Source organism: Salinisphaera sp. T5B8 (genome assembly GCF_040361255.1).
Lineage (GTDB): Bacteria > Pseudomonadota > Gammaproteobacteria > Nevskiales > Salinisphaeraceae > Salinisphaera.
Genome location: NZ_APNG01000001.1, coordinates 115,123 through 138,838, shown reverse-complemented (window position 1 = coordinate 138,838; position 23,716 = coordinate 115,123). Strand labels below are relative to the sequence as shown.

Annotated in this window: 22 protein-coding genes; 8 read left to right on the top strand and 14 right to left on the bottom strand. The window is 63.2% G+C overall.

Annotated elements, in window-relative coordinates:
• Nucleotides 1-24: 24 nt before the first annotated feature.
• The gene (locus tag T5B8_RS00680) at nucleotides 25-924 is read right to left on the bottom strand and encodes a DMT family transporter (RefSeq protein ID WP_353175332.1); all 900 of its coding nucleotides are present in this window, start codon (nucleotides 922-924) and stop codon (nucleotides 25-27) included.
• A 105-nt stretch (nucleotides 925-1,029) separates the two neighbouring features.
• Nucleotides 1,030-2,220, bottom strand: a complete 1,191-nt coding sequence (locus T5B8_RS00675) for an amino acid aminotransferase (RefSeq protein ID WP_353175330.1) — start codon at nucleotides 2,218-2,220, stop codon at nucleotides 1,030-1,032.
• A 169-nt stretch (nucleotides 2,221-2,389) separates the two neighbouring features.
• On the opposite strand from T5B8_RS00675, the gene T5B8_RS00670 reads away from it, so the two are divergent.
• On the top strand, nucleotides 2,390-4,462 hold the full coding sequence (locus T5B8_RS00670) for an ATP-dependent helicase (protein WP_353175328.1): 2,073 nt from the start codon (nucleotides 2,390-2,392) through the stop codon (nucleotides 4,460-4,462).
• Between the two features lie 15 nt (nucleotides 4,463-4,477).
• Here the strand turns inward: T5B8_RS00670 and T5B8_RS00665 are convergent, their stop codons facing one another.
• Nucleotides 4,478-4,921: a nucleoside deaminase gene (locus T5B8_RS00665; protein ID WP_353175326.1), complete on the bottom strand. Its 444-nt coding sequence runs from the start codon at nucleotides 4,919-4,921 to the stop codon at nucleotides 4,478-4,480.
• Nucleotides 4,922-5,111: 190 nt separating this feature from the next.
• Here T5B8_RS00665 and T5B8_RS00660 point away from each other — a divergent pair, with 190 nt between their 5' ends.
• The 3 genes from T5B8_RS00660 to ligD (T5B8_RS00650) are packed head-to-tail and all read left to right on the top strand — an operon-like array spanning nucleotide 5,112 to nucleotide 7,604.
• Nucleotides 5,112-5,729, top strand: a complete 618-nt coding sequence (locus T5B8_RS00660) for a DNA polymerase ligase N-terminal domain-containing protein (RefSeq protein WP_353175325.1) — start codon at nucleotides 5,112-5,114, stop codon at nucleotides 5,727-5,729.
• Nucleotides 5,722-6,735, top strand: a complete 1,014-nt coding sequence (ligD, locus tag T5B8_RS00655) for a non-homologous end-joining DNA ligase (protein ID WP_353175323.1) — start codon at nucleotides 5,722-5,724, stop codon at nucleotides 6,733-6,735. The genes T5B8_RS00660 and ligD (T5B8_RS00655) overlap by 8 nt, the downstream gene beginning before the upstream one ends.
• A complete protein-coding gene (gene ligD / locus T5B8_RS00650) occupies nucleotides 6,732-7,604 on the top strand; it encodes a non-homologous end-joining DNA ligase (protein ID WP_353175321.1) in 873 nt (290 codons plus the stop codon). The genes ligD (T5B8_RS00655) and ligD (T5B8_RS00650) overlap by 4 nt, the downstream gene beginning before the upstream one ends.
• Before the next feature lie 369 nt (nucleotides 7,605-7,973).
• On the opposite strand, the gene T5B8_RS00645 is transcribed toward ligD (T5B8_RS00650), so the two are convergent.
• From T5B8_RS00645 to ku (T5B8_RS00630), 4 genes are all read right to left on the bottom strand, one after another.
• Nucleotides 7,974-8,936: an alpha/beta hydrolase gene (locus T5B8_RS00645; RefSeq protein ID WP_353175319.1), complete on the bottom strand. Its 963-nt coding sequence runs from the start codon at nucleotides 8,934-8,936 to the stop codon at nucleotides 7,974-7,976.
• A gap of 120 nt (nucleotides 8,937-9,056) precedes the next feature.
• Entirely contained in the window at nucleotides 9,057-10,490 is a 1,434-nt protein-coding gene (locus tag T5B8_RS00640; protein WP_353175317.1) for a sodium/glutamate symporter, read from the bottom strand.
• A gap of 240 nt (nucleotides 10,491-10,730) precedes the next feature.
• On the bottom strand, nucleotides 10,731-11,804 hold the full coding sequence (gene ku, locus T5B8_RS00635) for a non-homologous end joining protein Ku (RefSeq protein WP_353175316.1): 1,074 nt from the start codon (nucleotides 11,802-11,804) through the stop codon (nucleotides 10,731-10,733).
• Nucleotides 11,797-12,573: a non-homologous end joining protein Ku gene (gene ku / locus T5B8_RS00630; RefSeq protein WP_353175315.1), complete on the bottom strand. Its 777-nt coding sequence runs from the start codon at nucleotides 12,571-12,573 to the stop codon at nucleotides 11,797-11,799. Before ku (T5B8_RS00630) ends, ku (T5B8_RS00635) begins: the two co-directional genes overlap by 8 nt.
• A gap of 328 nt (nucleotides 12,574-12,901) precedes the next feature.
• Between ku (T5B8_RS00630) and T5B8_RS00625 the strand changes: the two genes are divergently transcribed.
• Nucleotides 12,902-13,579 carry a hypothetical protein gene (locus T5B8_RS00625; protein ID WP_152522776.1) on the top strand — a complete coding sequence of 226 codons (678 nt, stop codon included), beginning with the start codon at nucleotides 12,902-12,904 and terminating at the stop codon, nucleotides 13,577-13,579.
• 75 nt (nucleotides 13,580-13,654) lie between these two features.
• Here T5B8_RS00625 and T5B8_RS00620 read toward each other — a convergent pair whose 3' ends face one another.
• The 7 genes from T5B8_RS00620 to moaA form a co-directional block, all read right to left on the bottom strand.
• On the bottom strand, nucleotides 13,655-14,041 hold the full coding sequence (locus T5B8_RS00620; RefSeq protein ID WP_006912674.1) for a type II toxin-antitoxin system VapC family toxin: 387 nt from the start codon (nucleotides 14,039-14,041) through the stop codon (nucleotides 13,655-13,657).
• Nucleotides 14,038-14,283 (bottom strand): type II toxin-antitoxin system Phd/YefM family antitoxin, encoded by a 246-nt coding sequence (locus T5B8_RS00615; RefSeq protein WP_006912673.1) that lies wholly within the window; start codon nucleotides 14,281-14,283, stop codon nucleotides 14,038-14,040. Before T5B8_RS00615 ends, T5B8_RS00620 begins: the two co-directional genes overlap by 4 nt.
• 301 nt (nucleotides 14,284-14,584) lie before the next feature.
• Nucleotides 14,585-17,125, bottom strand: coding sequence for a DNA ligase D (gene ligD / locus T5B8_RS00610; RefSeq protein ID WP_353175312.1), 2,541 nt, complete (start codon nucleotides 17,123-17,125; stop codon nucleotides 14,585-14,587).
• Nucleotides 17,126-17,230: 105 nt separating this feature from the next.
• The gene (ybaK, locus tag T5B8_RS00605; RefSeq protein WP_353175310.1) at nucleotides 17,231-17,704 is read right to left on the bottom strand and encodes a Cys-tRNA(Pro) deacylase; all 474 of its coding nucleotides are present in this window, start codon (nucleotides 17,702-17,704) and stop codon (nucleotides 17,231-17,233) included.
• A 30-nt stretch (nucleotides 17,705-17,734) separates the two neighbouring features.
• On the bottom strand, nucleotides 17,735-18,037 hold the full coding sequence (locus T5B8_RS00600) for a type II toxin-antitoxin system RelE/ParE family toxin (protein ID WP_084623537.1): 303 nt from the start codon (nucleotides 18,035-18,037) through the stop codon (nucleotides 17,735-17,737).
• Nucleotides 18,034-18,258, bottom strand: a complete 225-nt coding sequence (locus T5B8_RS00595) for an addiction module protein (RefSeq protein ID WP_006912670.1) — start codon at nucleotides 18,256-18,258, stop codon at nucleotides 18,034-18,036. Before T5B8_RS00595 ends, T5B8_RS00600 begins: the two co-directional genes overlap by 4 nt.
• A 134-nt stretch (nucleotides 18,259-18,392) precedes the next feature.
• On the bottom strand, nucleotides 18,393-19,454 hold the full coding sequence (gene moaA / locus T5B8_RS00590) for a GTP 3',8-cyclase MoaA (RefSeq protein ID WP_353175307.1): 1,062 nt from the start codon (nucleotides 19,452-19,454) through the stop codon (nucleotides 18,393-18,395).
• Nucleotides 19,455-19,700: 246 nt separating this feature from the next.
• Here moaA and T5B8_RS00585 point away from each other — a divergent pair, with 246 nt between their 5' ends.
• The 3 genes from T5B8_RS00585 to T5B8_RS00575 all read left to right on the top strand — a co-directional run bounded on the left by T5B8_RS00585 (nucleotide 19,701) and on the right by T5B8_RS00575 (nucleotide 23,715).
• Nucleotides 19,701-21,092 (top strand): cytochrome ubiquinol oxidase subunit I, encoded by a 1,392-nt coding sequence (locus T5B8_RS00585; RefSeq protein WP_353175306.1) that lies wholly within the window; start codon nucleotides 19,701-19,703, stop codon nucleotides 21,090-21,092.
• Complete coding sequence (gene cydB / locus T5B8_RS00580) at nucleotides 21,092-22,099, top strand: cytochrome d ubiquinol oxidase subunit II (protein WP_353175304.1); 1,008 nt, start codon at nucleotides 21,092-21,094, stop codon at nucleotides 22,097-22,099. The genes T5B8_RS00585 and cydB overlap by 1 nt, the downstream gene beginning before the upstream one ends.
• Nucleotides 22,100-22,287: 188 nt before the next feature.
• Nucleotides 22,288-23,715, top strand: coding sequence for a DUF2868 domain-containing protein (locus T5B8_RS00575; protein ID WP_353175302.1), 1,428 nt, complete (start codon nucleotides 22,288-22,290; stop codon nucleotides 23,713-23,715).
• Nucleotide 23,716: the final 1 nt, after the last annotated feature.

Here is a 23,716-nt window from a genome sequence, read left to right as displayed (position 1 = left end):
GGGTGAGGCGGCATGCAGCGGCCGCTAGCCGGCGCCGCTCGCCGCAGGCGGCGGATGGCGATAGCGCATGAACACCAGCACGCCGACGAGCACCGCCGCGCCGCCGATATAGTGGCTGGTTTGCGGCAAGGTGCCGAAGATCAGCCAGGCCAGCGCCGAGGCACCGATCGGCTCGCAGAGCACGACGACCGAAATCACCGTCGCGCTCACCCAGCGCATGCTCCAGTTGAATACCGAATGGCCGAGCAGGGTAGGAAAGATCGCCAGGCCCAGGAAAACGGCCCAGTCGGTATCGGCATAGCCGGCCAAGGCGACATCGAGCGTTGCGCAGTAGCCGAACAGCACCACGGCCGCCGCGGCGTAGACCACGAAGGTATAGGCATTGAGCGACAGATGCTGGCGTGCCTGAAAACCGACAAAGAAATAGCCGGTCGCCAGGGCCGCGCCCAGCAGCGCCAGGGCATCGCCGAACAGCGCCAGGCCGGAGACGGCGATATCGCCCCAGCCGATGATCATCGCGCCCGCGATCGAAAGTGCGGCACCGGCGAAGGCTTTCAGGCGCAGACGCTCGCCGAACATGGCATAGGCCAGCACGAAGGCGAACAGCGGTTGCAGTGTGGTCAGGGTGACCGCGCTGGCGACCGTAGTGTAGTCCAGGGACGAAAACCAGCTCAGAAAATGAAAACCGAGCAAAACGCCGGCCGCGATACAGCGCAACAGATCGCTGCGCCGCATGGCGGCCAGCTCGCCGCGATGCCGCCAGGCCACCACCGGCAACAGCATGAGCGCTGAAAACAGCATGCGGTAGGCAGCTACGGCCGGTGCGGGCGCGTCGGCGAGCTTGACCAGCGGCGCCGAGGACGACACGCCCAGTACGGCGACGACCAGTGCGAACGGGATTTTCCAGCGGACGGGTTCGGACATCGGTTTCACGCGTCGGGCGTGGCGGTACGCAAACGACGAAGCCCGCCGAATGGCGGGCTTCTTATGGCGATCGCACTGGGCGATCGCGCCGTGGCTACGCCGCGTCTATTTCACGACGTCGGCAATCGCGTTGCAGACATAGTCGAGATTGGCGCTGTTGAGCCCGGCCACGTTGGCCCGGCCCGACTTGACCATGTAGATGCTGTGTTCGTCGCGCAGTTTTTCGACATGCTCGGGCTTGAGCCCGGTGAACGAGAACATGCCGCGCTGTTCGGCCACATGGGCAAAGCGCTCATCCAGACCGTGCGGGGCGAGCGCTTTCACGAAATCGCTACGCAGGCCGTTGATACGCCCGCGCATTTCGTCGAGTTCCTCGCGCCACATCGTGGTCAATTCGTCCGAATTGAAGATGGTGGCCACGATGGCGCTGCCATGCCCGGGCGGGTTGGAATAGTTCTCGCGCGCGGTGATCGCCAGCTGCGAACGCACATCGGCCATGTCGTCGGCGTCCTTGGCCACGGCAATGAAGCAGCCGGTGCGCTCGCGATAGATGCCGAAGTTCTTCGAGCAGGACTGGGTGATGAGCATCTCGTCGAGCGTGTTGGCCAGCAGGCGCACGCCGTAGGCGTCTTCATCCATGCCGTCGCCGAAGCCCTGGTAGGCGAAGTCGACCAGCGGCAGCAGCTCGCGCTCCTGCAGTACGGCCAGCACCTGTTGCCACTGGTCCTGCGACAGGTCGAAGCCGGTCGGGTTGTGGCAGCAGGCATGCAGCAGCACCACGTCGCCCTGCGGGATCTGCTTGAGCGCGGCGAGCATGCCGTCGAAGTCGAGCCGGTTGTCGGCGTCGACATAGGGATACTTCTCGATATTCAGCCCGGCCGCGCCGAATACGCCCAGATGGTTCGGCCAGGTCGGGTTCGACAGCCAGATCGACTTGCCGGGCAGGTTGCTCTTGATGAAATCCGCGGCCAGACGCAGCGCGCCGGTGCCGCCGGGCGACTGGGTCGCGCTCGCGCGATTGGCGGCGAGCACGTCGCTTTCGGCGCCGAACACGGTCTTGAGAATGTCCGCGCCGTATTCCGGATCGCCGTGCGAGCCGATATAGGCCTTCGTTTTCTCATTATCGATGAGCAGCTTTTCGGCTTCCTTGACCGCGCGCATGATCGGCGTATTGCCCTGCTCGTCGCGGTAAACGCCGACGCCGAGGTCGACCTTGTTCGGGTTGCTGTCGTTCTTGAAGGCTTCGATCAGCCCGAGAATGGCATCGCCGGGGACTCGCTCAATCGATTCGAACATCGTTTTCCTCGTGTGTCGCTGCACCGCGCCGTACGCGCGCGGGTTTCGCCCCGTAGTTTAACGTCTCGGCGTGCATGCTGCCGAATAGCCGCGCGGTGCGGGGCCCACGGCAGGCGCCGGGACGGCGGTGGGTCACGATATGACCCACCGCCTGGGTCAGGCTGGGTGCATGTCCGATACGGCTTATCTCGACGATCTCAACGACGCCCAGCGCGAGGCCGTGACCCATGGCCTGCATATCGATGGGCGTTTCGATTGCGACCCTTTGCTGGTGATTGCCGGCGCGGGCAGCGGCAAGACCCAGGCGCTGTCGCATCGCGCCGCGCATCTGGTGCTGTCGGGCGTGGATCCGCGGCGTATCTTGTTGCTGACGTTTTCACGCCGCGCGGCCGACGAGATGACGCGCCGCGCGCATGCGGTGGTCGATGCAGCGTTTGCTGCCCGCGGGCGGCGTACGGCGGGCCTGAAGCTGCCCTGGGCGGGGACGTTTCATGCCATCGGCGCACGGCTGCTGCGCGAAGAAGCGGCGGCGCTGGGGCTCGATGAGCAGTTTTCGATTCTCGATCGCGGCGATGCGGCCGATCTGCTCGACGTGTGCCGCCAGAACCTCGACCTGGGCGCCGGCAAGACCCGGTTTCCACGCAAGGACACTTGCCTGGGCATCTATTCGCAGGTGGTCAATCGCCAGACCACCCTGGCGGACGTGCTGGCCACGCGCTATCCCTGGTGCACGGAGCATCACGAGGGGCTCAAGGCCCTGTTCGCGGCCTACACCGAACGCAAGCTCGCCCGGGCCACGCTCGACTACGACGACCTGCTGCTCTACTGGGCGATGATGATGGGCCACGATGCCCTGGCCGAGGCCGTAGCCGGTCGCTTCGACCACGTCCTAGTCGACGAGTATCAGGATACGAACATCCTCCAGGCCGCCATTCTCAAGCGCCTGTGCCCGGACGGGCGCGGGCTGTGCGTGGTCGGTGACGATGCCCAGGCGATCTATGGCTTTCGGGCTGCCGAGGTCGCCAATATTCTCGGCTTTGCTAACGACTACCCCGGCTGCATGACGGTACGTCTGGAGCGCAACTATCGCTCCACCGGGGCGATTCTCGATGCCGCCAACGCGCTCATCGGCGAGGCGAGCATGGGCTACCACAAGACGCTTTACAGCCATCGCGGGGCGGGCATGAAGCCGCGCCATGTCACTGTGCGTGACAGCGTGGACGAAGCCCGCTATGTGGTCGATCGCGTGCTCGAACGCCGCGAAACCGGGGTCGAGCTCAAGCAGCAGGCGGTACTGTTTCGCAACGCCCACCACGCCAACGACGTGGAGGTGGAACTGATCCGGCGCGATATTCCGTTCCGCAAGTACGGCGGGCTGAAGTTTTTGGAAGCCGCCCATGTGAAGGATCTGCTCGCACTGCTGCGCCTGGCGGAAAACCCGCGCGACGAGATTGCTGCCTATCGCGCCTTCCAGCTCGTGCCCGGCGTGGGGCCGGGCACCGCACGCCAGGCCTACGAGCACCTGCAATCGCATAACGATTCGCTGTCGGCCGTGGCCGGCTTTCGCCTGCCGCGCGGCGATCGCGACGTATGGCAGGCCCTGGCGGTCCAGCTTGCCGAGGCGGTGCATGCCGACTGGCCGGCCGGCGTCGAACCGCTGGCGGCCTGGTACAAGAACATGCTCGACGAACGCTTCGAGCCGCCCACCACGGCCCGTGCCGGCGATATCGACGACCTGGTGCGCATGGCCGCCCAGCACGCCGATCGAGCCGCCTTTCTGACCGATCTCACCCTCGACCCGCCCTCGGCGACCGGCGATCACAACGACGATGCCCATCTCGACGAGGATTATCTGGTGCTATCGACCGTGCACAGCGCCAAGGGTCGGGAGTTCGACAGCGTGTATCTGCTGCACGTGGCCGATGGCACCTTTCCGAACGAGTATTCGACGTCCAGCGATGCCGCGCTCGATGAAGAGCGCCGGCTGATGTATGTGGCTTTCACGCGGGCGGAGAACACGCTGGAGATCGTCTCGCCGCTGCGCTATTACGTCACCGAACAGCATCGTCACGGCGATCGCCATGTCTATGGCGCGACCAGTCGTTTTCTCACCCCGCGCGTCATGCGCCATTTCGAAGCCGTCACCGACGGCGCGGTCGAACCGGCGCGCACATCGGCGCCACAAACGCCGCGCCCGCCGCAGATCGATATCGCAGCGGGCGCAAGGGCGCTGTGGCAGTAAGTGGGCAGAGCTTTCCTAGACGCCGATATCCTCGTTCCACAGATCCGGACGCTCGCGCATGAAGTCGACCATGAGTGCCCGACAGCCGGCATCGCCCAGCACTTCTACGTCCACACCACGTTCGGCGAGCAGGGCTTCTTCGCCCATGAAGCTTTCGTTTTCGCCGATAACCACGCGCGGAATGCCGTAGAGCAGGATGGCACCGGTACACATCGCACAGGGCGAGAGCGTGGTGTAGAGGGTGACGTCCTTGTAGAACGAACCGGGGCGGCGGCCGGTGGCTTCGAACGCGTCCATTTCGGCATGCAGGATGGCGCTGTCCTGCTGTACGCGACGGTTGTGGCCGGCGCCGACCACCTCGCCGTCGCGTACCAGCACGCAGCCGATGGGCACGCCGCCTTCATCCCGGCCGAGCTGGGCCTGTGCCAGGGCCTGGGCCATGTAATCGCTATGGTTCATCACAAAACATCCGCAAAAGCGCGAGTTTAGGCGCTCATGCGCTGACAGGCGAGCGGGCCGGGCACGGCCGCCGGCACGGGGCGTATGGGTAGAACTGCGAATAGGCAGGACTAACGCCGCGCGCTAACAATCATGTACCAGGGCGTGCCGTCATATCTCGTGACGACACGCCCCAGGCACGGGAGTCGACATGTCCACACAAGACAAGCTTGCCCGCTATCGTGATCGCCGTGACGTCGAGCGCAGCCCGGAGCCTTCGGGCCAGGCGGCTGCGCGCCAACGCGGCGACGCGCCGATCTTCGTGATCCAGAAGCACGATGCCTCCACGCTGCACTACGACTTCCGGCTCGAGATCGACGGCGTGCTCAAGTCCTGGGCGGTGCCCAAGGGCCCGTCGACCGACCCGCGCGAAAAGCGCCTGGCCGTGGAAACCGAAGATCACCCGCTCGACTATGCCGACTTCGAAGGCGTAATCCCCGACGACCAGTACGGCGGTGGCACGGTGCTGGTCTGGGATACGGGCGCCTTCGAAAACGCCAAGCGCGACCATAACGGCGATATCGAAAAGAGCCTGGCCGAGTGTTTTGCCGACGGCCATCTCACCGTGGTGCTGCACGGCGAGAAGATCAGCGGCGGCTATTCGCTCACCCATTTCCGCAGCGAGAGCGGCAAGCGCCAGTGGCTGTTGGTGAAGATGGACGACGCCCAGGCCGATGCCCGGCGTAACCCGGTGAACACCGAACCCGACTCGGTATTGAGCGATCGCGGCCTTGCCGACATCGCCGCCCAGGAGCAAGACCATGACTGACTGGCGCGACGAGTTGCCCGAGCGCGTGCTCGACGACACCCGAAACGTGACCATGCCGCGCCATTTCGAACCGATGCTGGCCACGCTCTCCGATACACCGTTTTCGGACGATGAGTGGATATTCGAACGCAAGCTCGACGGTATTCGCCTGCTCGTGTTTCGCGACGGCGATCATGTGGAGCTGCTGACGCGCAACGGCCAGTCGCGCACCGAGCACTTTCCCGAACTGGTGGCGTGTTTCGCCGAGCAGCCGCATCGGCGCTTCGTGCTCGACGGCGAAGTGGTCGCCTTCGACGGCAAGGTCACCAGTTTTTCGCGTCTTCAGCAGCGCTCCGGCATCAGCGATCCGGAAGAGGCTAAAGCGAGCGGCGTGTCCGTGTATTTCTATGCCTTCGACTGTCCGTGGCTGGACGGGCTGGATTTGCGCCGCGTGGCCCTGCGCGATCGCAAGCAGCTGCTGCGCAGCCAGTTCGATTTCGGCAAGGCGCTGCGCTACACCGCGCACCGTAATGCCTGCGGCGAGGATTATCTCGCCGAAGCACGGGCCAAGGGTTGGGAGGGCATTCTCGCCAAGCAGGCCGACAGCCCCTACCGCTGCGGGCGCTCCAGGCGTTGGCTCAAGCTCAAGTGCAGCCACGGCCAGGAACTGGTCATCGGCGGTTTTACCGATCCGCAGGGCAGCCGCAGCGGTCTCGGCGCGCTGCTGGTCGGTTATTACGATAACGACGAACTGCACTATGCCGGGCGAGTCGGTACCGGCTTCGACGAGCGCGAGCTCGAGCGCCTGCGCGGCGCGCTCGATGCCATCGAGCGCAAGACCGCGCCGTTTGTCGATCCGCCCGCCGATACGGGCGGCGTGCACTGGGTCACGCCCGAACGCGTGGCCGAATTCGCCTTCACGGAATGGACCGACGACGGCCGCCTGCGCCACCCGAGCTATCTCGGCGAACGGGACGACAAGGACGCAAGCGAAGTCGTCCGCGAGCAACCCGAAAGCGCGCCATGAGTATCGAAATCGACAACGCCGACAAAGTGTTCTACCCGGATGCCGGCTATACGAAGGCCGATCTCGTCGACTACTACCAGCGCATCGCCGCCCAGATGCTGCCGCTTATCGAAAACCGGCCGTTGACGCTGCATCGTTTCCCCGACGGTATCGACGGTGTGAACTTCATTCAGAAAAACGTCCAGGATCATTACCCGGACTGGATCGAGCGTGTCACCGTCGACAAGGAAGACGGCCAGATTACCCATGCCCTGGCCCCTGATGCCGATACGCTGGCCTGGCCGGTCGACCAGGGCACGATCGCTTTTCATGTCTGGCTATCGCAGGCCGACAAACCCCATCATCCCGACCGGCTGATCTTCGATCTCGACCCGCCGGGCGACGATTTTGACCAGGTGATCAAGGCCGCGCGCTGTGTGCGCGAGCGTCTGGACGCGCTCGGCCTGGCCTCATTCGTGATGACGACGGGGTCTTCGGGGCTGCATGTGGTCGTGCCGCTGGATCGCAGCGCGGACTTCGACACGGTCCGCGATTTCGCCGAACGCGTGGCCGAACGGCTTGCCGACGAGCACCCGGATGATTTCACCACCGCCCACCGCAAGGACAAACGCCAGGGGCGGCTGTATCTGGATATTCGGCGCAATGCCTATGCCCAGACCGGTATCGCCCCGTACTCCCTGCGCGCGAAACCCGGCGCGCCGATCGCCACGCCGCTGGACTGGAGCGAGCTCGGCGACGCCAAGATCGGCCCGCAGCGCTTTCATCTGGGCAATATCTTTCGCCGGCTCGCGCAGCGGGACTGCCCCTGGGCCGATATCGACCGCCACGCCCAAAGCCTGACCAAGGCGATTGACCAGCTCGACGATTGAGGCCAACAGCGAACGGCTCGGCCCCGGGTCGCAGAAATGAGAAAGAGGGCCGTGCCAGGACATGGGTTACACCTCGACGCGCTCGCATTCGTGCAGGTGCATGCCGGGCGTAAGCCGTAGGCCCACGTTGTACGTGAGTACGCATGAAACTCAGTTGGCCGCGCTCAAGCAGGCAGGTTGTCTGCAAATAAACGCGAAGACACGCGCATAAGGCGAAAGACAGCCGCGTAGGTTGGCTTAGGCCGAAGGCCGTAAGCCAACATGGAACGACCTCTCCTGACGGCTTGGTGCGTCGGCCGGATCAGCCCTGCATGCTGGGTTCTTTGTTGGATTACGCTTCGCTAATCCACCCGCGCAACGCGATAGTTCTCATGTGGTTGCGGTGTCGTTTGTCGAAACCAGCGCCCGCAGGAACTCGAGTTGCAGGCCGATATTGGTGTCGTACCACGGCTGAAGGTAGGGATCGAAGTGGTTGGCGTCGATCGTTTTCACGCTCACCTGATCGGATGCCTGGGATTCGACCTTGCGGCGGTCGAAGGGGGCGACCGTGTCTCTTGTCGCGCCGATGATCAGCGTGGGGATACGGATGGATTTCAGGTACTTGAACGGGCGGTAGAAGCCCATTGTCGCCAGCGAGGCGGCGGAAACGCGATTGTCGTATTCCTCGTCGAGATGTGAGGCGACCCATGCATCGATCCGCCAGGCCCCATCGCGATCCATCGAGGCATACTCGCCCTTCGGGGCGATCGCCGGGATGTAATGGGTGCGTCCAGGCCTGGCCAGGTCGCGGGCCATATCCCATCCGAAGCGCAGCATGCGTGTGAACGGCACGGCGGTCACGGCGCGTATGCCATCTAGCATGGGCACCTGTGCGATGGCGCCGCAGAGCTCCGGATGCTTCGACGCGATCTTGACCACATGCCCGCCGCCGAATGAGGTGCCCCAGAGCACGATTCGGTTTTCATCGACCTGGTCGAGGGTGCGGGCGTGCGCGATCGCGTGCTCGACCACCTGCTCGCGTTTCCAGGGATTGATGGTGTGGCGGGGCGTGCCTTCGCTGTCGCCCCAGCCGGGGTAGTCGAAGGTCAGCACCGCGAACCCGGCCGCGTTGAATGCCTCGATGAAATGCGTGACGAGAAGCAGCTGGGTGCCGCCCCAGCCGTGCACCATCACGATCGTGGGGGCGGGTTGGTGATCGCTTTCTTCGGGCAAGTGCAGCGTGGCGGCACAGGTGGTGCCTTGGCTTTCGAACGACACGTTCTGCCTGCCTTGCGAAACCATGCCGGCCTCCCTCGTCGCCTTTTGTCTCGACATCGGCGCGACCTGCGCCAATGGAAAATCATTATTTTCCAAAAATGCGTCGGACGTCCAGTCCGGATTAGCCGAGCACAGGCGACTACGCCACTACGCGTCGCAGCGCAGTGGCGTGGTCTTGGCAGGTGGGGTGGGGCGCTAGGTTTGTTCCTGCTTCAAGCGCCCGAAGTAGAGCAGGCCGGAGCCGATACCGAGCACCACCAGGGCGAGCATGACGCCGAACAGCGGCCAGGGGCCGAAGTTGTAGATGATGGGCAGGGCCAGGCCGGTGACCAGGCCGCCCCCAAAGAACGGCTCGAATACCATCTGCTTGTAGCCGAAGGCTTCATAGGCCGGGGTGCGGTTATCCGGGTCGGCGATCTTCATGAGGATCAGGCCGGTGGCGGTCACGCCCATGGACTGGCCGATATCGCCGATGCCGCGTTCGAACCAGTATTTGGGAATGATGCGCGGCGCCAGCCACAGGAACATGCCGACGTTCCAAGCGATGCCGGCCAGGCCAAGCAGCACGAAAGCGGCCCAGTGATCGGCGATCACGGTCAGCGACAGGCTGGCGATCGCCGCAGCGATGAGCAGATCCAGCGCAAAGCCCTGGATACGGACCATCAAGTCGCGATCGAGCAGGTTGTGCTTGTCGAAACGGGAGAGCACCTGTTGCACGACCAGCCCGCCGATCATTGCCAGCGGAAACAACGGCACCGCGCTAAGCAGTTCGATGCCGTTTTCGCCGCTGCCCCAGGTCATGCGTTCGACCCAGCTCATGGCCTCGAGAATACCCAGGCCCACCAGAATGGCCATGGCGATGAAGCTGAAATGCAGGGTCAGCGGTTCGATCGACTCCGAGCGCACGGTCATGTTGCCGGCCGGCACGGGGCGTTCGTCGTGGGCTACCAGGCCGCGGCGCTGATGATGCGGGATGTTGTCGACGCTCTTATCCAGTACCGCGCTCTTGCCGCTACGCACGCCCCAGTTGATCAGGATGATGCCGAACACGATGCCCGAGATCACGCCCACGGTGGCCATGCCCACGGCCAGGTCCGCGCCATCGGCAAAGCCGAGTTCGCCGAAGGTGCCCTGCAGGCCGGCGGCCGTGCCGTGGCCGCCCTCGAAGCCGATTTCGATCAGCGCGCCGGCCATCACCGGTACGCCAAAAAACGGCGCCAGAATGAGCACGGCGATGAGGATGCCGATCACATACTGACCGGCGCCGAGCGTCACCCCGAACGCCAGCTGTGGGCCAGCCAGACCCCACACGCGCTTGAAGTTGGGCAACGGCACGCCTAGCAGCAGAGTGGCGAAGACCACGTTGATCAACAAGCCGGGCAGATCGCTCCAGATGGACAGCATCGATTCGGGAATCGCGCCCTGGGCGAGCGGCGCTTCTTCGCCGCCGACCGCGCGCACGATCGCGCCGAGCACGCCGGGGCCGAGCAACAGCCCGATACCGCCGGCCAGAATCGAGGCAGGCAAAAACAGTTTCTGGGCCGGCGCCCAGTGCATGCGAACCCATTTGCCGGCATAGAGCAGCACGGCGAGTATAAGTAGCGAAAAGCCAATCTGGTCGGCAGACATGACAGCCCCCTGGCGGTTGTATTCTGATTCTTGCGAAGTGCGCGGTTCCCGACGGCACATCGCTTGCCGTTGCCATGGCGACCTGTCGTCGCCATACCCCCGGTTCCTACACTAGTCGGATTCCCTCGGGCAGGGAAACGCAGTTTTCGTGCCGTCACGGCATGACTCTGCACAAACGCTTGTGCTGTGCCGATAGATCAAGCGCAAGTTTATGATTATAAAAGCAAGCGTCGGCGCTATTTACGAGCCAGCCTCGATCGCGGCGGCCAGTTCGTCCTTGCTCATGCGGCTGCGGCCCTTGATATCCAAGGCCTGCGCGCGATCGTAGAGCTCGGCGCGCGTCATATCGGTGCTTTTATCGACACGGCTGGCCTGTTCGTCCTGGGCAGGGCTGTCTTTCGAGCGCTTGTTGTGCCCCGCCGCGCGACTGCTTTTTTTCGGTGACTTGCCAGCGGATGACGCATCGTTTTTCTGTTCCAGGCTGCGCTTGAGCACGGCCATGAGATCGACCGGCTCTTCGTCGCTGTCGCCATCCTCGATATCGTCGTCTTCGGCCTCGTGGATCACGTCTTCGTCGGCTTCCAGCTTGTCGTCCACGCGCTCGCGAATACGTTCCGAGCGCACATCGGTGAGCGCGTCGCGATCCAGGGTCTTGCGCCCGTTCGCCTCGATCGATTTGACCATCTTCTTTGTGAGGTCGTTATCGGCATCGATCGATTCCGGCAGGCCGATATCGGCCGGGGTGCGCAGCTCGTCGGCAAAGCGCAGGATCTCTGCCCGCAGAATGCCCTGGTGCGACAAAATCGCGAGCAGATATTCCTTGCCGCGGATCACGCAGGTGGCAATGCCCGCACGCTCGCTGTCTTCCATGCTCTGGGCCAGCAGCCGATAGGGCTTGATCGCGCCCTGGTTCGGCGCCAGAAAGTAGGCGCGCTGAAAGAACATCGGATCGATCTGGTCCACCGGCACGAAACGGCGCAGGTCGATCTCCTGCGATTTCTCCGGGGCAATGGCGTCGAGCTCGTCGTTTTCCACCACCACGAACTGGTCTTTCTCGACCTCGTAGCCGCGCACGATCTCGTCGGATTCGAGTGCGACTTCTTCGGCCGGGCAGAAATAGCGCTTGGCCAGCGGCTCGCCATCGTGATCGACCATGCGCAGCTTCACGCGCTTGGACCGCGTGGCCACGTACAGACTCACCGGCAGGCTCACCAGCCCGAAGGTGATCGTGCCGGACCAGAACGGCCGCGGGCCGTGGTGCTCGGCCTCGTGGTAGTCCTTGTCGTCGTCCTTGTCTTCCTTGTTTTTAGGCACTCTTGCGCTCGCGCTTCAGGCTGGCTTCCAGGGCTTCGGCCACGTTGTCCGACGGCTCGCGCTGCTTGATCGGCGTGAGCTTCACGCTCTCGCCGCGGCGTTTGGTCTCGATGAGGTCGAGAATGCGTTCGCGGTGGCTGTTCTCGTAGTCCGCCGGGTCGAAATCCTCGGCCAGCATGTCGATGAGCTGTGCCGCCATGTCCTGTTCCTTGTCGTCGAGCTTGCGCCCGCTCGGCGCCTTCAACTCGTCGATGGATACGACCTCGCCGTCATGGCGCAACGACACCATTACCGGATAGCCGTGGTACAGCCGCAGTGCGCCTACGTAGGTCTTCTTGCGCATCACCCAGCGGGCCACGCCTTCACGGCCGGTCTGTTCGAGGGCCTTGATCAGCGCGCCGTAGCTCGCCTCGTCTCCGTCCGGGCCGAGATAGTAGGGGCGCAGATACCAGCGATGGTCGATCACCCCCGCCGGCAGAAAATGCAGGATATCGATCTCGCGAGAGGCCTCCGGCTCGATCGCGTCGAAGTCCTCTTCGTCGAGCACCACCCAGTCGTGATCCTCGGTCACGTACGCATACTTCGCCTCGGACTGGGCGACCACGTCATCCGTCTCCGGGTTGACCATCGCCTGCTTCACCGGCACCTGGTCCTTTTCGTGCAGCAGCCGAAAATGAACGCTCTTGTCGGCCACCGCCGCATAGAACTTCACCGGCACGCGCATGCCGCCGAAATGAATCGCACCTTTCCACATCGCTCGGGCGGTCATGGGCTCGTCTCGCTGTTGGCCGGGAAGGCTTTCAACTGACTATGACGGAAAACCGGGGAAGACACAGTCCGCAAATGAACGCAGATGGACGCGAATTTATTTGAGACTAGGTTGGGGTGCTGAAGGGACGTTGTGGGGGAGGGGGCGGTGGCGCCCATGAGATGCGGAACTCGCGTTTGTTGGGCTGTATCTGCACGTTAGTATTATTTGTAACCGGGGTCAGCTATGGCGTCGCATGCTATGCGAGACTTGGATTTTCTCCATATTGCGGACTCTTGGAGAGTCGATTGCACCTACGATAGGTGGCAAACTTTTTTGGGGCCAGTTCATGAGCGAGCTTTCCGGCGAAGAACTACAACGCGCGATCTATCCTTTTCTCCAGGCCCTCAACGATGGAGCCGAGTTAACCTCGAGCGAGAAACGCCGACTCTCGAACATTCTCGAGGATAGTTACAACTTCATCGCTGGCGCGCTAGCAAAACCGAACTTGTTCGTCGCCGCAGCTCAAGAGCAATCTCGTATAAAAGCAATAGAGCGTGAACGTGCCGACCAAGCGAAGGAGCGCGAAACAGAACAGCGCAACCTAGATGCACACAAGAAATTTGTTGAACAGACGTTCAAGAATGCAGACCACTATTTCCGCGGTGTTCAGCTTGCGGGCTACGCCGCATTCTTTGGTCTTTGGAACTTGACGACCTCGGCTCATCATGTACTAGCCACGCTTGCTGCACTATCTATGCTTATCTCAGCGGTGGCGTTCATCACATGGGAGTCTGCGCGTGCAACTGCATTGTCGTTCGCATTGAGAAAGCATGCGAAAATGAGTTTTTCGACAGTAGAAGAGTTCGTCGACTCCCGGAAGAGCGGGTGGTTTGAAAGATTCACCAATTCACGTGCGATCGCCAACACACGATTCGGCTTTTGGATAGCCGCAGTGATACCCGGTTCTCTAGGTCTTATCTTGCTTGCTAGTCAACTCGTTAGCGATTTAGCGTCAAGCCTGTGACTTTTCTTGGGACCTAAAGGGGACAGACACTTCTCCCTTCCCTCGAGCAATTGAGCAATTCTCTAATAGGTATGGCTAAAACAGCTCGATACTGCCCGGATAGCTCGTCAAGACACTATCACTGGTACACAGCGTCAGGTCTTCGACCTGCGCCTGTGCCACCAGGATTCGATCGAACGGATCTTTGTGAATATCGGGCAGATTAGCGATGGCGGCGGCATGGCGGCCGCTGATTGGCAGTTCGTCGTAGCCGTTCTCGAACAGGGCGCGGCGGAGCCGTCCAGCGGAAACCTTGAAGTCGGGCCGATTGAGTCCGGCCTTGATCGCTACTTCCCATATGCTGGCAGCGCTGAATAGCAGCTGGTTTGCTTCATCCTGAATGAGGTCGGCCGCTCTTGGCGGTAGCCGGTTAGAACCGGCGGCGGCCCAGAGCAGCAGGTGTGTATCCAGCAGGAAGATCACGATTGGTCGTAGAACGTGTCTTCGATAGCTTCCTTACCCAGCTCGTTGAAGTCATCGGGCACGTCGAACTCGCCGGCCATGAAGCCGATGCGCGAAGGCGTTTTATCGTCGAAGGCTGTTAGGGCGCTGACTTTCACCAGCGGCTTGCCGGCCTTGGCAATAATGAAGGGCTCACCGTTTGCAGCGTCTTCGATAAGGCGTGAGAGATGGGTTTTGGCTTCGTGGATATTGAAGGTGTTCATGCCGTGCTCCGGTTGAACTAAGTTAAGTTAGTTTAATCCCGGGTGGTGCGGTAGACAAGGCGCTGGGAAGTCCGGTAACGGTCTGGTCATCCGTGTTCGGTGGCTCGATTTATCTGTCTCGACGTCGACGGTGCGTTTGGCACCGTCCGATCGTCGCGATACAGATACAGCCTCAGAGTTCGAACCTTGCTACGGAGCCCTTCCGAACGCTGGAACCAATTCGCGTTAATTCGCGTTAATTCGCGTTCATTTGCGGATAATTTCCAGCAAGGACTGGCCGCCGAAGCCGTCGTTAGCCTCTTTAACTGACCGCATCCTGCATCGCTTTGGTGATCCGCTTGCTAGCCTCGCCGAGGTGAAGCCAGGGATCTTTCTCCAGGTTCTGCAGCCGCTGCAGTACGCGCTGAATATCGTAGTGATCCGGGCTGTTTAGGTCGGTCAGCTCGTCCCATCGAATCGGTACGGCAATGGTCGGTGTGGGATGGGCGCGGGGCGAGTAGCTGGCGATGGCGGTGGCGCCGCGGCCGTTGCGCAGATAGTCGAGGAATATCTTGCGGCGGCGTTTGTGTTTGGCCATGTTCGTGGTCAGGCGTTTGGGTTCGCGGGCGGCGAAGGTTTGGCAGACGGCGCGGGCGAAGGCCTTGGCGTCGTCCCAGTTCGTGCGGCGTTCGATGGGCACGACCAGGTGCAGGCCCTTGCCGCCGGTGGTGCGCAGGAAAGCGGTCAGCTCTAGTTCTTCGAGATAGGCACGCAGCTCACGAGCGATTCGGCAGGTTTCGGCCCATTCGACGTCGGTATGCGGATCGAGGTCGAACACGAGCTGGTCGGGGCGTTCGACGTTGTCGATACGCGCGCCCCAGGGGTGGATTTCCAGCACGCCGGCCTGCACCAGCGCGACCAGGTCGGCCGCGTCGCGTACATAAACATAATCCTGCGTGTCATCGGGCGCCTTTTTATCTGCAATGGCGACGGTCGGCAGGCTGTCGGGGAAGGCGGTGCGCGGGTGCTTCTGGAAAAAGCATTCGCCGTTCTGGCCGTCCGGGCAGCGAAGCAGCGACAGCGGGCGCTCGGCGATATGCGGCAGAATCCAGTCGGCGATGGCGACGAAGTAGCGGGCGAGTTCGATTTTGGTGAGCCCGGTTTCCGGGTAGACCACGCGATCCGGGTGGGTCAGGCGGATGCCTTCGAGTTTGACGGTGCGGCGTTTTCGGTTGGCGTTCTCGCTGCGGGGCAGTTTCTTTGGGCCGGTCGATTCGCCGTTGTGGTCGGGCGAGTCGTTCTGATCGGCGCCGATTGAATCGGCATCGCGATCTTCGCGCAGGCCGCGAAAGCTGGGGTGGCGGAGTACGCCGGCGGCGGTGCGTTCGGTAAACATGACGTCGACCACCAGTTCGGGGCGGACCCAGTGGGCCGTGTCCGCATCCGGCACGGGCTCGGCGAAGGGGCGTTTGGATACGCCGAGTTGGTCGAGCCGTGCGGAAAGATCTTCAATCTGGCGGTCCGAAAAGCCGGTGCCAACGCGCCCGGCATAGACGAAGCGGCCCTGCTCGTCGTGCGTGCCGAGCAGCAGCGAGCCGAAGCCGGCACGCGAGCCCGAAGGTTCGGTATAGCCGCCGACCACGAAGCTGTCATCATGGCTGGTCTTGATCTTGCGCCACTGTTTGCTGCGCCCGCCGCTGTAGGCGCTGTCGGCGCGTTTGCTGATGATGCCTTCCAGCCCGCTCGCGCTGGCCTGTTCGAAAAACGCCGGGCCCTGGCCCTGGATATGGTCGGTATAGCGCAGTGCCCGGTTGGCGTCGGCCGCGTCGCAGAGTTTTTGGAGCAGGCGTTTGCGTTCGGCCAGCGCGACCTTTTTAAGATCGTGCTCGCCGGCGTGGAGCAGGTCGAACACCTGGTAGACGAGCCGGTCGGTACGACGGTTGGCGATGGCATCCTGGAGTGGGCCAAAACGGCTGATGCCGTCGCGATCGAGGGCGACGATTTCGCCGTCGAGCAGGGCGCTGTCGATGGGCAGGGCTTCGACGGCGCGGCGCGTGGCGGCGAAGCGGTCGGTCCAGTCCTTGCCGTTGCGGGTGAGCAGCGTTGCCCGCCCGTTTTCCAGGCGCGCGAGGATGCGATAGCCGTCGAACTTGATTTCGTGCAGCCAGTCGTCGCCGGCGGGCGCTTTGTCCGACAAGGTGGCCAGCCGCGGTTTGGGCGTGCGCGCGAGCGCGCGTTTACGGGCGCCGTGGAGCGCGCCGGGGTCGAGGTCGAGCGTGGGGGCAGGCGCTTGCGGTTCGTGTTTGGCGGCCGCGCCGTCGGCGATTTCGGCCATGGTGCGGCCGGTGGCCACACTCGTATCGGCCGCGTCGGGTTCGTCGATGGGTTGGTGCTTGTCGCGGCGCTTGATGAGCAGCCAGTTCTTGCCGCCGTCGCCGGCCTTGCCGCCCATCTGGGCAAGCGTCCAGCGCCCGGCCAGCTTTTCGCCGGCGAGTTCGAAATCGATGCGGTCTTTCTTGCGTGTACTGGTTTCGCGCCAGAGGCCGGCGTCCCAGATCATGACCGTGCCGCCGCCGTACTGTTTTTTCGGGATCGTGCCTTCGAAATCGCCGTAGTCGAGCGGGTGATCCTCGACCGCCACAGCGAGGCGTTTTTCGCCCGGTTTCAGGCTCGGGCCCTTGGGCAGTGCCCAGCTGCGCAGCACGCCGTCTTCTTCCAGGCGCAGGTCGAAATGCAGATGCGAGGCGGCGTGTTTGTGCACGACAAAGCGGGGCCACTCGCTGGCGGCACTGTGATCGTCGCCCGCGGGTTCGCGGCTGCGGGTGAAATCGCGTTTGTTGCGATAGTCGTCTAGCCGGCTCACGCCAGGCCCTCAGGACAGGTCAAACGACAACGCATGGGCAGGCGTAGCAGTCGAAAATTCTGGGGTCGACCATAGCAGGCCGGCAGCCGGCTGCCATGCGGCGGACTACGCAGTATCGGCGATGGCGACAAAGCCCGCGTCGATGGTCTCGGCCAGGGCGAACGGCTCGATCTCGATTTCCAGCCCGCGCCGGCCGCCGCTGATGAAGATCGTATCGAATGCGATCGCGGATTCGTCGATGAAGCTGAGCAGCGCCTTCTTCTGGCCCAGCGGGCTGACGCCGCCGAGCACGTAACCCGTGGTCTTTTCGACCTTCGCGCGGTCGGCCATGAAGGCTTTCTTGGCATGTGCCGCGGCAGCGAGGCTTTTCATGTGCAGCCGCCCGGAGACGGGCACGATCGCAACCACGAGCGCGTGGGTGTCGAGCTCGGCCACGAGCGTCTTGAATACCTGCTCGGGGGCGACGCCGAGCTGCTGCGAGGCATCGATGCCGTAATCGCTGTGGGCGGTGGTGTGCTCGTACTGATGCAGCTGGTAGGGGACGTTCTGTTCGTCCAGAAGTTGAGTCGCGGGTGTCATGCGTACCGTGAATTAGGTTTCATCGGATGTTTACGGTGGTGTTCCGCGGTCGCGCCAATAGCCGGGGCGTCGGGAATGATGGGCCAGAGCGAAAACAACGATTGCGCTGTCTGTCGCCCGATACACCAGGGCAAAGGGGAAATCTCGTAAATACATGCGACGCGTATTTGCAGCGCTCGGGCTTCCCGACTCGGGGAAGGCGACCGCTCGCTGCAGTACCTCTTCGACCTCCCGGCTAAAGCGCCGTGCCAGCTCCGGGTCAATGTCTCGATAGTAGGCCAACGCCGCGAGGAACTCGTCCCGCGCTGCAGCTATAAACCGTGTGGGTTTCACCGCACGAGGCGGCGCGCTTCGGCAAACACATCGGCGGCAGGCTGGCTTGATACTTCGCCGCGGTCGAACGCCGCAACCCGCGCTTCGATCTCCCGATTCCAATCGGCTTCCACGGTCGAAACGGGAGGCTGGATCGACTCCAGCAGTAATTCGGCCAGGCGAGCACGCTCGGCCGTGCTTAAGGCCCTGGCCTGACGTTCGAGATCATCGAGCGAATTCATCGTGGCCTCCTGGGGACGATAGTTTCGAGTCGTGAGCTACTCGTCTGCGTGCCGTTTGCGATCGTCGCTGAGGCAAACGCGCGACCTGTTCAAGGATAAAGCATGTCGTATAAACCGCGCATACGCGCCGAAGCTCACCCCCCGATATACGACATCTCCACCTTGCCATCGGCATCGCCACGCCGGTTGGCGGTTTCTTCGCCGCGCTGCTCCGAATAGCGGTCGTCGCGGGCGGCCCAGATGCCGGAGAGTAGCGCGCGCAGTTCGTCATCACTTGCGCCCGAGCGCAGTGGGGTACGCAGGTCGCGCCCGTGCACGCCGAACAGGCAGGTATAGAGTTCGCCGATGGCGGACAGGCGTGCGCGGGTGCAGCCACCGCAGAACGGCTGCGATACCGAGGCAATAATGCCGATCTCGCCGGCGCCGTCGTCGTAGAGCCAGCGGTTGGCGGTTTCGCCGGGTACGCTCGCGGGCAGGCGGCTGATGGCGTGACGCGTACGGATCGTTTCCACGATTTCGCGGGCGGGGACGACTTCTTCCATGCGCCAGCCGTTGGAGGTGCCCACGTCCATGAATTCGATGAAGCGCAGCACCACGTCCGAGTGTCGGAAGTATTCGGCCATCGGCAGGAGCTGGTCTTCGTTGACGCCGCGCTGGATCACGCAGTTGACCTTCACCGGCGTCAGGCCGGCGGCCTTGGCGTTGTCGACGGCGGTGAGCACTTTCGAGGCCGGGTAGCCGACATCGTTGATGGCCTTGAACACATCGTCGTCGATCGCGTCGAGGCTGAGGGTGACGCGGTTCACACCGGCGGCGGCGAGTTCGTGCGCGCGCTTTTCGGTGAGCAGCGAGCCGTTGGTGGTCAGGCAGATATCGTCGATGCCGTCGATTGCCGCCAGCCGTGCAATCAGCACGTCGATATCGCGGCGCAGCAGCGGTTCGCCGCCGGTCAGGCGCAGTTTGGTGACGCCCAGGCCGGCTGCAATACGCGCCAGGCGTTCGATTTCTTCGAAATCCAGCAGCTCGCGGCGCGGCAAGAACAGATGCTCGCTGCCGAACAGCTCGCGCGGCATGCAGTAGGTGCAGCGAAAGTTGCAGCGGTCGGTCAGCGAGATGCGCAGATCCTGCAGCGGCCGCGCATACCGGTCGGTGACGCCGGGCGTGGTTTGATCGGTTGGGTGGTTCTGGCTGGCCATGACGTCATAATCAGGGTTACGCGCGCCAGTCTCAAGCGCGGGCCATAACGAAGTGTTCGGGTCTGGCCGGTTGATCGTGCAACTTGTGTATTCGCGTGCCGGGGATGGGAATGCGAATATCATTCGGTAATCAAGGCCAGCGGCCCGGACCGTTAGAGCGTGCAACCGCCGGCCTCATCCTTTCGTAGTATGGTGTGCGTGCGATGCTCGGCGATCGCGCCCGACGTGCCCCTGCAGGAGTTTTCCATGGCGCTCGATGCAGAAATCCTGTCGCGGATTCAGTTCGCGTTCGTGGTTTCGTTCCACATCCTGTTCCCGGCTTTCACCATCGGCCTGGCGAGCTGGCTGGCCATGTGCGAAGGGATGCACTTGCTGACCGGGCGCGACGTATTTCGTCGCCTGTATCAGTTCTGGGTGAAGATATTTGCCGTGTCGTTCGGCATGGGTGTGGTGTCCGGCATCGTAATGAGCTTCCAGTTCGGCACGAACTGGTCGGTATTCGCCGAAGCCACGGCACCCGTGCTCGGCCCGCTGTTGTCCTACGAGGTGCTAACCGCCTTCTTCCTGGAGGCGACCTTCCTCGGCATTATGCTGTTCGGCTGGAACAAGGTCGGGCCGAAGCTGCATTTCTTCGCCACGCTCATGGTCGCCATCGGCACCATGCTGTCGGCGTTCTGGATTCTGTCGGCCAACTCTTGGATGCATACGCCGGCGGGCTACGAGCTGCGCGACGGCGTGTTCTATCCGACCGACTGGTGGGCGATCGTGTTCAACCCGTCGTTTCCGTATCGACTGGTACACATGGTGCTCGCAGCCTACCTGACCACCGCGTTCGTGATTCTCGGCGTGGGCGCGTGGTATCGCCTGAAAGGCACGGCCCACGAAGCGGCCCGTGTGATGCTGGTGATGGGTGTGGCGTTTGTTTCGATCGTCACGCCGCTGCAGATCGTCGCCGGCGATTTTCATGGCCTGAATACGCTCGAGCATCAGCCGGCCAAGATCGCCGCGCTCGAGGCGCACTGGGAAACCGAACAGGGCGCGGCGCTGGCGTTGTTCGCCTGGCCGGACGAAGCGGCCGAGACCAACCATTACGAGATATCCGTGCCGAATATGGCCAGCCTCATTCTCATGCACGAATGGAATGGCGAGCTGGTCGGGCTGAAGGATTTCGCCAGGGACGAACGCCCGCCGGTGGCGCCCATCTTCTTTTCGTTCCGGCTCATGGTCGGCTTGGGCATTCTCATGCTCATCGCGGGCCTTGCCGGTTTGTGGCTGGCATTCAGAGGCCGCTTGTTCGATGCGCGCGGCTATCATCGCTATCTGGTCGCCATGGCGCCGTCGGGCTTTCTGGCGGTGCTGGCCGGTTGGTTCACTACGGAAATCGGGCGCCAGCCCTATACGGTTTACGGTCTGTTACGGACCGCCGACTCGCTGTCGCCGGTTGCTGCACCCAGCGTGGCGGCCACGCTGATCACCTTCGTGATTGTCTACGGCATCGTCTTCGGGTCCGGGCTGTACTACATCATGCGCGTGATTCGTACCGGGCCCGAGAAGGCCCCGACACAGCCCGTGCCCGATCCGTACGCCACGCCGGCACGGCCGCTGTCGTACCCGAATGAACCGGTCGGAGAAGAATGATGGAGAGCATCGAAATTCTGCCGCTGATCTGGTTTGCCGTCATCGCCTTCGGCGTATTCATGTACGTGCTGCTGGACGGTTTCGTGCTGGGCATCGGCATTCTGTGCGGCGTGGCCTATGGCGAAGCCGAGCGCGACATCATGATGAACTCGGTCGCGCCTATCTGGGACGGCAATGAAACCTGGCTGGTGCTGGGTGGCGTAGCGCTGCTGGCCGCATTTCCGCCGGCCTATACGGTATTGCTGCCGGCGCTGTATCTGCCGCTGACCGGCATGCTCATCGCGTTGATCTTTCGCGGCGTGGCCTTCGAGTTCCGGTTCAAGGCGCGGCGCAAGCTCGGCTGGAATCTGGCCTTCAATCTCGGTTCGGTGATTGCGACGTTTTTCCAGGGCGTGACGCTCGGCGCGATCGTGCAAGGTATCGACGCCAATGGCGCACAGTATGTCGGCGGGGCGTTCGACTGGTTCTCCGGTTTCACCATGCTGACCGGCGTTGCATTGATCGCCGGCTATGCACTGCTGGGCGCGACCTGGGTGGTGATGAAAACCACCGGTCTTTTGCAGGATCGAGCCTATGGCTGGTCGCGGGCGTTGCTGACGGCGGTGATCGTGTTCATGGCGCTGGTCAGCGTGTACGTGCCATTTCTCGACGGCGACTATGCCGAACGCTGGTTCGGTTTCCCGCACGCGCTGTTGCTTGTGCCGTTTCCGCTGTTGGGTGTCGTGGTTTCGTATTTCCTATACCGCAGCGTGGCCGAGCGCCGTGAGTACTGGCCGTTTCTGCTGTCGCTGGGCATGTTCGCGGTGGGCTATGGCGGGCTGGCGGCCAGCTTCTGGCCGCATATCATTCCGCCGCATCTGACCATCTGGAATGCCGCGTCGCCGCCCGAAACCCAGGCCTTTTTAATCGTGGGTCTGGCGATTCTGTTGCCGTTCATCCTGTTCTATACCGGCTGGTCGTACTGGATCTTTCGCGGCAAGGTCGGTCGCGATATGGGCTATCACTAGGCCCGCGAGGAGCCGTCATGGGTGAAACATCGCGTCGTCTTCTGTGGTTCGTCGGTCTGGGCCTGGCCAGTCTGCTGGCCTGGGGCGCGGTGGCGTTCGTGTTTCGCGAAGTCATCTTCTTCGTGCTCGAACATTAGCCGTGCGTGCCGAGCGCGCGCGGTACGCGTGTGCGATGTTCTAATACCGGCATGAATGCTGCCCATGCCGCGGGCCGGCGTTGGACGCTGGCCGATCTCATCGATTTCGAAACCGTGCTGACCGGCGTGGACGAGGCAACGCTCGAACACGACCGGCTGATATTCAATCGCGATATTCGTCCTGCATTGCCTGCGGGCGATGAGCGCGGGCGCCGGCGTGCTGGTTTGCGTGCGTGGCTGGCGTATCGCCGCGAGACCGATACGCTGGAAACTGGCCGGCTCTGGCGTCACGGTCTGGGCCTGATCCGGCTTGCGCTGTTGATCGGCATGGGCGTCGCCGGTTTTGCGCTGATGATCGGGCTCTGTGCGAGCGCGAATCCGGGCGTTCACGTGATTCTGTTTCTTGGCGTGACGCTGGGGTTGCCCTGGCTGATGTTCATGCTCGTACTGATCGCCGGGCTGCTCGGCGGGCGTTCCTCGGTGCTGCTGGCCGGCTGGGCGGGCCGCGTGCTGGCAATCGCCACGCGTTCGCATAGCGCAGATCAGCGCCAGCGTCTTCGTGCCCTGCGCGAGCGGCTCACCGATACGGCCGCGCCCCGGCGGGCGCTGCGCGCGGCCCTTGCGCGTACGCTGCAAATCGGCGCGGTCGGTTTCAATACCGGCCTGGTGCTGGCGTTCGCGGGGTCATTGCTGGTCTTCGATGTGCGCTTCTATTGGGAAGCCACCCCGCAGACGAGCGGCCTGGTCGCCTCGGCAACACAGATCGTGGCCGCACCCTGGCGCGGCGTGTGGCCGGCGGCGGTGCCGAGTACCACGCAGATCGAAAACAGCCGGGCGCGCTTTGTCGACGGTCGCCGGCGGGTGCCCGATGTGCCCGCGAGCACGGCGGCGTGGTGGCGTTTTCTGCTCATGGCGTTACTGGTGTGGGGCCTGTTGCCACGCCTGCTGCTCGTGCTGGCCTACGCCGCGATCGAGCGGCGTGCGTTGTCTCGTCTGGATTTTCAGTCGCCGCGCCATCGCAGTCTGTGGCGGGCGCTTACCCGTATCGAACGCGGCGCGGTTGCCGCGCCCGCGGCCGATAGCGCGCTGGTGCTCGATGTCGGCGGTAGTGGGTTGTCGGTCGCTTCGATCCGGGGCTTTCTGTTGCGCGCCCTGCGTGTGAATCCGCACGCCCATGCGCGAATCGGTGTGCTCGACGAGGCGGACGAAGCCGCGGCCGATGAAGCGCTTGCGGTGGGGCCGGACCATGTCGTGCTTGTCGCCGAAGACTGGGGCCTGTCGCCGCGTCAGGCCGCAGCACTGCATGCCCGGGTACGCCGGGGCGTGGGCGCGCAGACGCCGGTGACCTGGCTGATCTTCGCTCGTGACGAGCGCGGGCCGGGCGCGCCGGATGCGGCGCACTTGCAGCGCTGGACACGATTCATCGACGGCCTGCGCGATCCGGCCACCGAAATCGTGGCCTACGACCCCGGGCTATGAG

Bases quoted from the DNA above. Each gene is read 5' to 3' on its own strand.
- T5B8_RS00615 (WP_006912673.1), bottom strand. From the start codon at position 14,283: ATGAACACCTTCAATATCCACGAAGCCAAAACCCATCTCTCACGCCTT.
- ybaK (WP_353175310.1), bottom strand. From the start codon at position 17,704: ATGACACCCGCGACTCAACTTCTGGACGAACAGAACGTCCCCTACCAG.
- cydB (WP_353175304.1), top strand. From the start codon at position 21,092: ATGGAGAGCATCGAAATTCTGCCGCTGATCTGGTTTGCCGTCATCGCC.
- T5B8_RS00660 (WP_353175325.1), top strand. From the start codon at position 5,112: ATGTCCACACAAGACAAGCTTGCCCGCTATCGTGATCGCCGTGACGTC.
- T5B8_RS00675 (WP_353175330.1), bottom strand. From the start codon at position 2,220: ATGTTCGAATCGATTGAGCGAGTCCCCGGCGATGCCATTCTCGGGCTG.
- ligD (WP_353175323.1), top strand. From the start codon at position 5,722: ATGACTGACTGGCGCGACGAGTTGCCCGAGCGCGTGCTCGACGACACC.
- ku (WP_353175315.1), bottom strand. From the start codon at position 12,573: ATGACCGCCCGAGCGATGTGGAAAGGTGCGATTCATTTCGGCGGCATG.
- moaA (WP_353175307.1), bottom strand. From the start codon at position 19,454: ATGGCCAGCCAGAACCACCCAACCGATCAAACCACGCCCGGCGTCACC.
- T5B8_RS00640 (WP_353175317.1), bottom strand. From the start codon at position 10,490: ATGTCTGCCGACCAGATTGGCTTTTCGCTACTTATACTCGCCGTGCTG.
- T5B8_RS00595 (WP_006912670.1), bottom strand. From the start codon at position 18,258: ATGAATTCGCTCGATGATCTCGAACGTCAGGCCAGGGCCTTAAGCACG.
- T5B8_RS00625 (WP_152522776.1), top strand. From the start codon at position 12,902: ATGAGCGAGCTTTCCGGCGAAGAACTACAACGCGCGATCTATCCTTTT.
- T5B8_RS00680 (WP_353175332.1), bottom strand. From the start codon at position 924: ATGTCCGAACCCGTCCGCTGGAAAATCCCGTTCGCACTGGTCGTCGCC.
- T5B8_RS00575 (WP_353175302.1), top strand. From the start codon at position 22,288: ATGAATGCTGCCCATGCCGCGGGCCGGCGTTGGACGCTGGCCGATCTC.
- T5B8_RS00665 (WP_353175326.1), bottom strand. From the start codon at position 4,921: ATGAACCATAGCGATTACATGGCCCAGGCCCTGGCACAGGCCCAGCTC.
- T5B8_RS00585 (WP_353175306.1), top strand. From the start codon at position 19,701: ATGGCGCTCGATGCAGAAATCCTGTCGCGGATTCAGTTCGCGTTCGTG.
- ligD (WP_353175321.1), top strand. From the start codon at position 6,732: ATGAGTATCGAAATCGACAACGCCGACAAAGTGTTCTACCCGGATGCC.
- T5B8_RS00670 (WP_353175328.1), top strand. From the start codon at position 2,390: ATGTCCGATACGGCTTATCTCGACGATCTCAACGACGCCCAGCGCGAG.